Source organism: Curtobacterium flaccumfaciens (assembly GCF_051548005.1).
Taxonomy (GTDB): Bacteria; Actinomycetota; Actinomycetes; order Actinomycetales; family Microbacteriaceae; genus Curtobacterium.
On the sequence record NZ_JBPUGH010000186.1, the window covers coordinates 1 to 5,994 of the forward strand.

Here is a 5,994-nt window from a genome sequence, read left to right on the forward strand (position 1 = left end):
CCTCCCTGGGACGGTCGTGCCGCGGTCAGAGCAGTGCGGTCAGTGCGGTGCGGTCAGTGCGGAAGCGCTCAGTGCGTGGACGGCTCCTGCTCGACCTCGCGGCGGTCGTCCTCCGACCACAGCGTGTGGAACGTGCCGTCCTTGTCGATGCGCTGGTAGGTGTGGGCGCCGAAGAAGTCGCGCTGTCCCTGGATGAGCGCCGCCGGGAGCCGGTCGGACGCGAGCGAGTCGAAGTACGCCAGGGCGGACGAGAACCCCGGCGCCGGGATGCCCGACGCTGCCGCGATCCCGACGATCCGCCGCCAGGCCGCTTCGCCCTCGGCGACGGCGTCCGCGAAGTACGGGTCGACCAGCAGGCTCTCGAGCGAGGGGTTCTTGTCGTACGCCTCGACGATGCGGTTCAGGAACTGCGCCCGGATGATGCAACCGCCGCGCCAGATCTTCGCGACGTTGCCGAGGTCGATGTCCCAGTCGTACTCCTTCGCCCCGGCGATGATGAGGTCGAAGCCCTGCGCGTACGCGACGACCTTCGAGGCGTAGAGGGCAGCGCGGACGTCATCGGCGAAGGTGTCCGGCACCTCCGCGATCGAGGGGCGACTCTTCACCGACTGCTGCACGGCGGCGCGCTGCGTCGGCTTCGAGGAGACCGCACGGGCGAAGACCGCCTCGCCGATGCCTGACACCGGGATGCCGAGCCCGACCGCGTTCTGCACGGTCCAGACTCCGGTGCCCTTCGAGCCGGCCTCGTCGCGGATCACGTCCACGAGCGGCTTGCCGGTGTCGGCGTCCTGCTGCTTGAGGACCTCGCCGGTGATCTCGATGAGGTACGACTCGAGGTCGCCCCCGTTCCACTCGTCGAAGATCTGCACGAGCTGCTCGACCGAGTACCCGCCGACGCGGCGGAGCAGGTCGTACGACTCGGCGATGAGCTGCATGTCGGCGTACTCGATGCCGTTGTGCACCATCTTCACGAAGTGGCCGGCGCCGTCGGTGCCGATGTGGGTCACGCACGGCTCGCCCTCGGCGACCGCGGCGATCGACTTGAGGATCGGCCCGAGGGTCTCCCAGGCCTCCTTCGAGCCACCGGGCATGATCGACGGCCCCTTGAGCGCACCCTCTTCGCCGCCGGAGATGCCGGTGCCGACGAAGTTCAGGCCCTTCTCCCGGAGGTCGTGCTCGCGGCGGATGGTGTCGTGGAAGTTCGCGTTGCCGCCGTCGACGATGATGTCGCCTTCCTCGAACCGCTCGGCGAGCTGCTCGATCACCGCGTCGGTGCCCTTGCCCGCCTGCACCATGATGATCGCGGTGCGCGGCTTCGACAGCGACGCGACGAACCCGTCGATGTCCTCCGACGCGATGAACCCGGCGTCGCCGTGCTCCTGCAGCAGTTCCTCGGTGCGGGCGTACGTGCGGTTGTAGACCGCGACCGTGTTGCCTTCTCGCGATGCGAGGTTCCGTGCGAGGTTCGAACCCATCACGGCGAGCCCGATCACGCCGATGTTCGCCTGTCCGTCGTTGTCTGCCACGAGGTCTCCTTCGTCCTGTCGTACCGGCCACCAACCTACGGCGCGCGCCCTGGATCCGGATGGGTGTTACGGCAACGTGGGGAGAACGTTCATCGCCGTCAATACTGTGGAGGGATGACCGACACCGCAGTCCTCCCGCCCGTCCTCGTCATGGGGGTGTCCGGGTCGGGCAAGTCCACGATCGGAGCCGCGGTCGCAGCAGCGCTCGCGGACCGCGGCGAACCGGCCGAGTTCGTCGACGCCGACGACCTGCACCCCGCCGCGAACAAGGAGAAGATGCGCGCCGGCATCCCGCTCACCGACGAGGACCGCTGGCCCTGGCTGGACGCGTGCGCGGACCGCATCGCGTCCATCGAAGCCTCCGGGCACCGCGCGGTGATGGCGAACTCCGCACTCAAGCGCGCGTACCGCGACCGTCTGCGGGCATCCGCGCCCGGGCTCGTCATCGCGTTCCTCGACGGCTCGCGCGAACTCATCGCCGAGCGGCAGTCGCACCGGCACCACGAGTACATGCCGTCCTCGCTGCTCGACTCCCAGTTCGCGACGCTCGAACGACCGCAGCCCGACGAGGCCGCCCTCGCCGTTTCGATCGACGGATCCGTCGACGACACGGTGCGGACGATCCTCGCGGGCCTCGCGGTCACTTCCGGCTGAGTTCCGACAGCCGTGCCCGGTACTCCTCGGCACTGATGTCGCCCCGCGCGAACCGGTCGGCGAGGACCGCCCGCGCATCCGACACCGCGCGCCACGACCCGCGTCGGAACACCCCGAACACGAGGAACACGACGAGGAACGCGAGGAAGAAGAAGGCCGGGAAGACGAAGAACGGGAACCCGCCGCCGTGCCAGTACGGCCCGGCAGTGGCGGCTGCGGTGGTGAGTGCGGTGGTGATCATGGCTGCTCCTGTGTGGTCGGTTCGGTCCGCCGGGTCGGCGACGGTTCCAGCGTCCGGCCTGGAGGCCCGCCACGCGTCCGCCTCCCAGGCCCACTTCCGCCTGCTCCCGCGGTCGTAGGACGAGCACTCCTGCACGACGAGGTACTCCAGCGGGAGTAGTCCACAGGTCGTGCCCCCGCCCGATGCCACGGTTCCGCGCCGACCATAGGCTCGACGCATGACCCAGACCGTCACCAGGGGAGAGCCCCGACCAGACCGCCGCGCACGCTTCGCGCGGGTCGGTCGGGTCCTGCCCGTGGCGTTCCTGCAGATCGTCGGCACGGTCGTCGCGTCCGGCTGGAGCGGCGGCGGGCGCGGTGGGCCCCCGTGGTTCGCGCACGGGCTGGCCACGCCTGCCGAACCGGTCGTCCTCGGTCCGTCCGCGCTCGCGTTGCTGATCGCCGGGGTCGTCGTGCTGCCGTTCCGCTGGTGGCGCCCGCGCGGTGTGCTCTGGGTCGTCCTGGTGGCCACACTCGGGTACGCGGCACTGGTGAGCCCGCGCGGCCCCTTCGTCGCGGCACTGACGATGGCCGTCGCGAACGCGTGGTTCCGCGGCCGGCGGGTCGAGGTCGTCGTCGCCTCGGCGCTCGCGGTCGCCTGGCTGCCCACGGCCGACGCCGTCCTCGGCCGGGCATCCGCCGTCGACCTCGCGGCAGTGCTGCTCGCGGTGGCCTGGGCGGTCGTCACGATCGTCGTGACCGAGCTCGTCCGCGTCCGGGTCGAACGCGCGGGGGAACGTCGCCGTGCCCGAGCCGATGCCGAGCGGCGGCGAGCGGGGGAGGAACGCGTCCGGATCGCGCGGGAGCTGCACGACTCGGTCGCGCACAGCATGTCGTTGATCAACCTGCAAGCCGGGGTCGCGCTGCACCTCGGTGCCGACCTGCCGGAGTCGACCCAGCAGGCCCTCGGGAACATCCGCGACACCAGCCGCGAAGCCCTGGTCGAGCTGCGGACCATCCTCGGCGTGCTGCGGAGTGTCGACGGCGAGCCCGGCTCCGAGCGGAACCCCGCGCCGGGGCTCGACCGCCTCCCGGACCTCGTCGAGCGCGCGCGGGCGGCGGGCATCGCGGTCGACGCCGACGTCACCGGGGACCTCGCCGACATCGACGCCGCCGTGGACCGGAGTGCGTTCCGCATCGTGCAGGAAGCCCTCACGAACGTCATGAAGCACGCTCCCGTGAACCGCGCCGCCATCACGGTGGCGATCGGCCTCGAGACGGTCGACGTTGCGGTCACCGACCACCCGGTGGGCGCGGGGCCCACAGCTGCCCCGCGGACCGCCCCGATGGGCGACTCCGGCAACGGACTCATCGGCATGCGGGAGCGTGCGACCGCGGTCGGCGGAACGCTCCGCGCCGGACCGAGACCGGACGGCGGGTGGTCGGTCGAGGCCCGCCTGCCGACCACGACCGCACGATAGGAGACCCCCGTTGCCGACTGATCCGCTCCGCGTCGCACTCGTCGACGACCAGGTCCTCGTCCGTGCCGGGCTCCGTGCGCTCGTCGACGCCGAACCCGGCATGACCGTCGTGGGCGAGGCCGGCGACGGGGACGAGGCCCTCGTGCTCGTCCGTCGGGAGCGACCGGACGTTGTGCTGATGGACATCCGGATGCCGGGGACGGACGGTCTGGCTGCCACCCGTCGGATCTCGGCCGACCCCGACCTCACCGGCGTGCACGTCGTGGTGCTGACCACCTTCGAGGAGGACGACTACGTGTTCGAGGCGATCCGCGGCGGAGCGTCCGGGTTCCTCGTCAAGGACACCGAGCCCGCCGAGCTCCTCCGCGCCGTGCGGACGGTCGCGGCGGGGGAGTCCCTGCTCTCACCACGCGCGACCCGCTCCCTCGTCGAGGCGTACGCGACGCACGCGAAGCCGGCCTCGCTGTCGCCGGAGCTCGACGTCCTGACGGTCCGGGAGCGCGAGGTGATGCGATTCGTCGCCGCAGGGCTGTCGAACACGGAGATCGCCGAGCGCCTCTTCGTGAGTCCGATGACCACGAAGACGCACGTCTCCCGGGCGATGATCAAGCTCGGGGCCCGCGACCGTGCACAGCTCGTGGTGTTCGCCTACGAGACCGGGCTCGTCACACCCGGCTGGACGCCGTGACGGACCGCGCGGCGACGTCGGGTCAGAGTTCGTCGGCTCCGAGCTCGTCGGGTCAGAGCTCGTCGGGTCAGAGCTTGAACGTCGCCCTCGGGATGTCCGAGACGATCCGGTGCGCCGTCCGCACCGCGTCCTCCTCGGACAGCTGGTGCGTGACGACGAGCGATGCCAGGTAGGCGGCGTCGGTCCGTCGTGCCATGTCGTGCCGCGCCGGGATCGAGCAGTACGCGCGGGTGTCGTCGATGAACCCGGAGGTCTTCGTGAACGACGCCGAGTCCGTGACCGCAGCCCGGTACCGGCCGATCGCGGCCGGGGTGTCGATGAACCACCACGGCGCCCCGGCGTACACCGCGGGGTAGAAGCCGGCGAGCGGCCCGATCTCGCGCGAGAACACCGTCTCGTCCACGGTGAAGAGCACGAGGTGGAAGCCGGGCGCCGTGCCGAAGTCGTTCAGGAGCGGGCGCAGCGGCTCGGTGAAGGACCCGACCGCGGGGAGGTCGTGCCCGGTGTCCGGCCCGAAGCGGTCGAGCGTCGGCTGGTGGTGGTTCCGCAGCACGCCCGGGTGCAGCTGCATGACGAGGCCGTCGTCGACGCTCATCTCCGCCCAGCGGTAGAGCATGTCGTGCCGGTAGGCGGTGGCCTCGGCCGCGGTGACGGCGTCCGGTCCGCGCATCGCAGCGGCGTGGATGCGCTCACGCTCAGCAGCGGGCAGCGGTGCGGACCCGGCGTCGAGCACGCCGGTGTCGGTGGCCGTCGCACCGTGCTCGATGAAGTACTGCCGCCGTGCGCGCAGCGCGCCGAGCAGGCCGTCGTGGGTGCCCGTGTCGATGCCCGCGGCCTCTCCGGTCGACGTCACCACGTGCCTCCAGTCCGACCGCGACGGGTCGAACACGGCGTCCGCGCGGAAGGTGGGGAGCACCCGGCCGGTGAAGGTGGGGTCCGACGCGAGCCGCGCGTGCGCGGCGAGGTCGGCGTCCGGTGCGTCGGTGGTGGCGAGGACCTCGATGCCGAAGGCGTCGAAGAGTGCACGTGGTCGGAACTCGGGGGAGCGGAGCAGCGCGGCGAGGTGGTCGTACTGCTCGTCGGCGTTCGCGGCGGACGGGGCCGAGCGCAGGCCGAAGACGTCGTGGAGCTCGGTCTCGAACCAGTACCGGACGGGGGTGCCGAGGAAGTCGTCCCAGTGCGTGGCGAGGTGTCGCCAGACCTCCCGGCCCTCGACCGGTGCGGAGGCATCCCGGCCGAGCTGGTCGAGCGGGACCCCGTTCGCGTGCAGGAGCCGCAGGACGTAGTGGTCCGGCGTGATGAGGAGTGCCGCAGGGTCGGGGAACGGCTCGTCGTCCGCGATGAGTGCGGCGTCGACGTGGCCGTGCGGAGAGATGATCGGTGCGTCGGCCACCGCCTCGTACACCGTCCGGGCGATGTCCCGCGC

General features: G+C 71.4%; 6 protein-coding genes. 3 read left to right on the plus strand and 3 right to left on the minus strand.

The genetic code is table 11. From position 1 onward, the window contains the following. Nucleotides 1-68: 68 nt before the first annotated feature. A complete protein-coding gene (gene gndA / locus ACSW7Y_RS15715; RefSeq protein WP_438127177.1) occupies nucleotides 69-1,526 on the minus strand; it encodes an NADP-dependent phosphogluconate dehydrogenase in 1,458 nt (485 codons plus the stop codon). Between the two features lie 114 nt (nucleotides 1,527-1,640). Between gndA and ACSW7Y_RS15720 the strand changes: the two genes are divergently transcribed. After that, on the plus strand, nucleotides 1,641-2,180 hold the full coding sequence (locus ACSW7Y_RS15720) for a gluconokinase (RefSeq protein WP_438127178.1): 540 nt from the start codon (nucleotides 1,641-1,643) through the stop codon (nucleotides 2,178-2,180). Here ACSW7Y_RS15720 and ACSW7Y_RS15725 read toward each other — a convergent pair. Then, on the minus strand, nucleotides 2,167-2,421 hold the full coding sequence (locus ACSW7Y_RS15725; RefSeq protein WP_438127179.1) for an SHOCT domain-containing protein: 255 nt from the start codon (nucleotides 2,419-2,421) through the stop codon (nucleotides 2,167-2,169). The two genes, ACSW7Y_RS15720 and ACSW7Y_RS15725, sit on opposite strands and share 14 nt — an antisense overlap. 217 nt (nucleotides 2,422-2,638) lie before the next feature. Here ACSW7Y_RS15725 and ACSW7Y_RS15730 point away from each other — a divergent pair, with 217 nt between their 5' ends. Together ACSW7Y_RS15730 and ACSW7Y_RS15735 are read left to right on the plus strand one after the other, a co-directional pair. After that, entirely contained in the window at nucleotides 2,639-3,880 is a 1,242-nt protein-coding gene (locus ACSW7Y_RS15730; protein WP_438127180.1) for a sensor histidine kinase, read from the plus strand. Between the two features lie 10 nt (nucleotides 3,881-3,890). Then, nucleotides 3,891-4,568: a response regulator gene (locus ACSW7Y_RS15735; RefSeq protein WP_438127181.1), complete on the plus strand. Its 678-nt coding sequence runs from the start codon at nucleotides 3,891-3,893 to the stop codon at nucleotides 4,566-4,568. Between the two features lie 67 nt (nucleotides 4,569-4,635). Here the strand turns inward: ACSW7Y_RS15735 and uxaC are convergent. Then, a partial coding sequence (gene uxaC / locus ACSW7Y_RS15740) for a glucuronate isomerase (RefSeq protein WP_438127182.1) occupies nucleotides 4,636-5,994 on the minus strand: 1,359 nt, incomplete at its 5' end.

Coding starts and splice junctions, on each gene's coding strand:
- ACSW7Y_RS15725 (WP_438127179.1), bottom strand. CDS start 2,421: ATGATCACCACCGCACTCACCACCGCAGCCGCCACTGCCGGGCCGTAC.
- ACSW7Y_RS15730 (WP_438127180.1), top strand. CDS start 2,639: ATGACCCAGACCGTCACCAGGGGAGAGCCCCGACCAGACCGCCGCGCA.
- ACSW7Y_RS15720 (WP_438127178.1), top strand. CDS start 1,641: ATGACCGACACCGCAGTCCTCCCGCCCGTCCTCGTCATGGGGGTGTCC.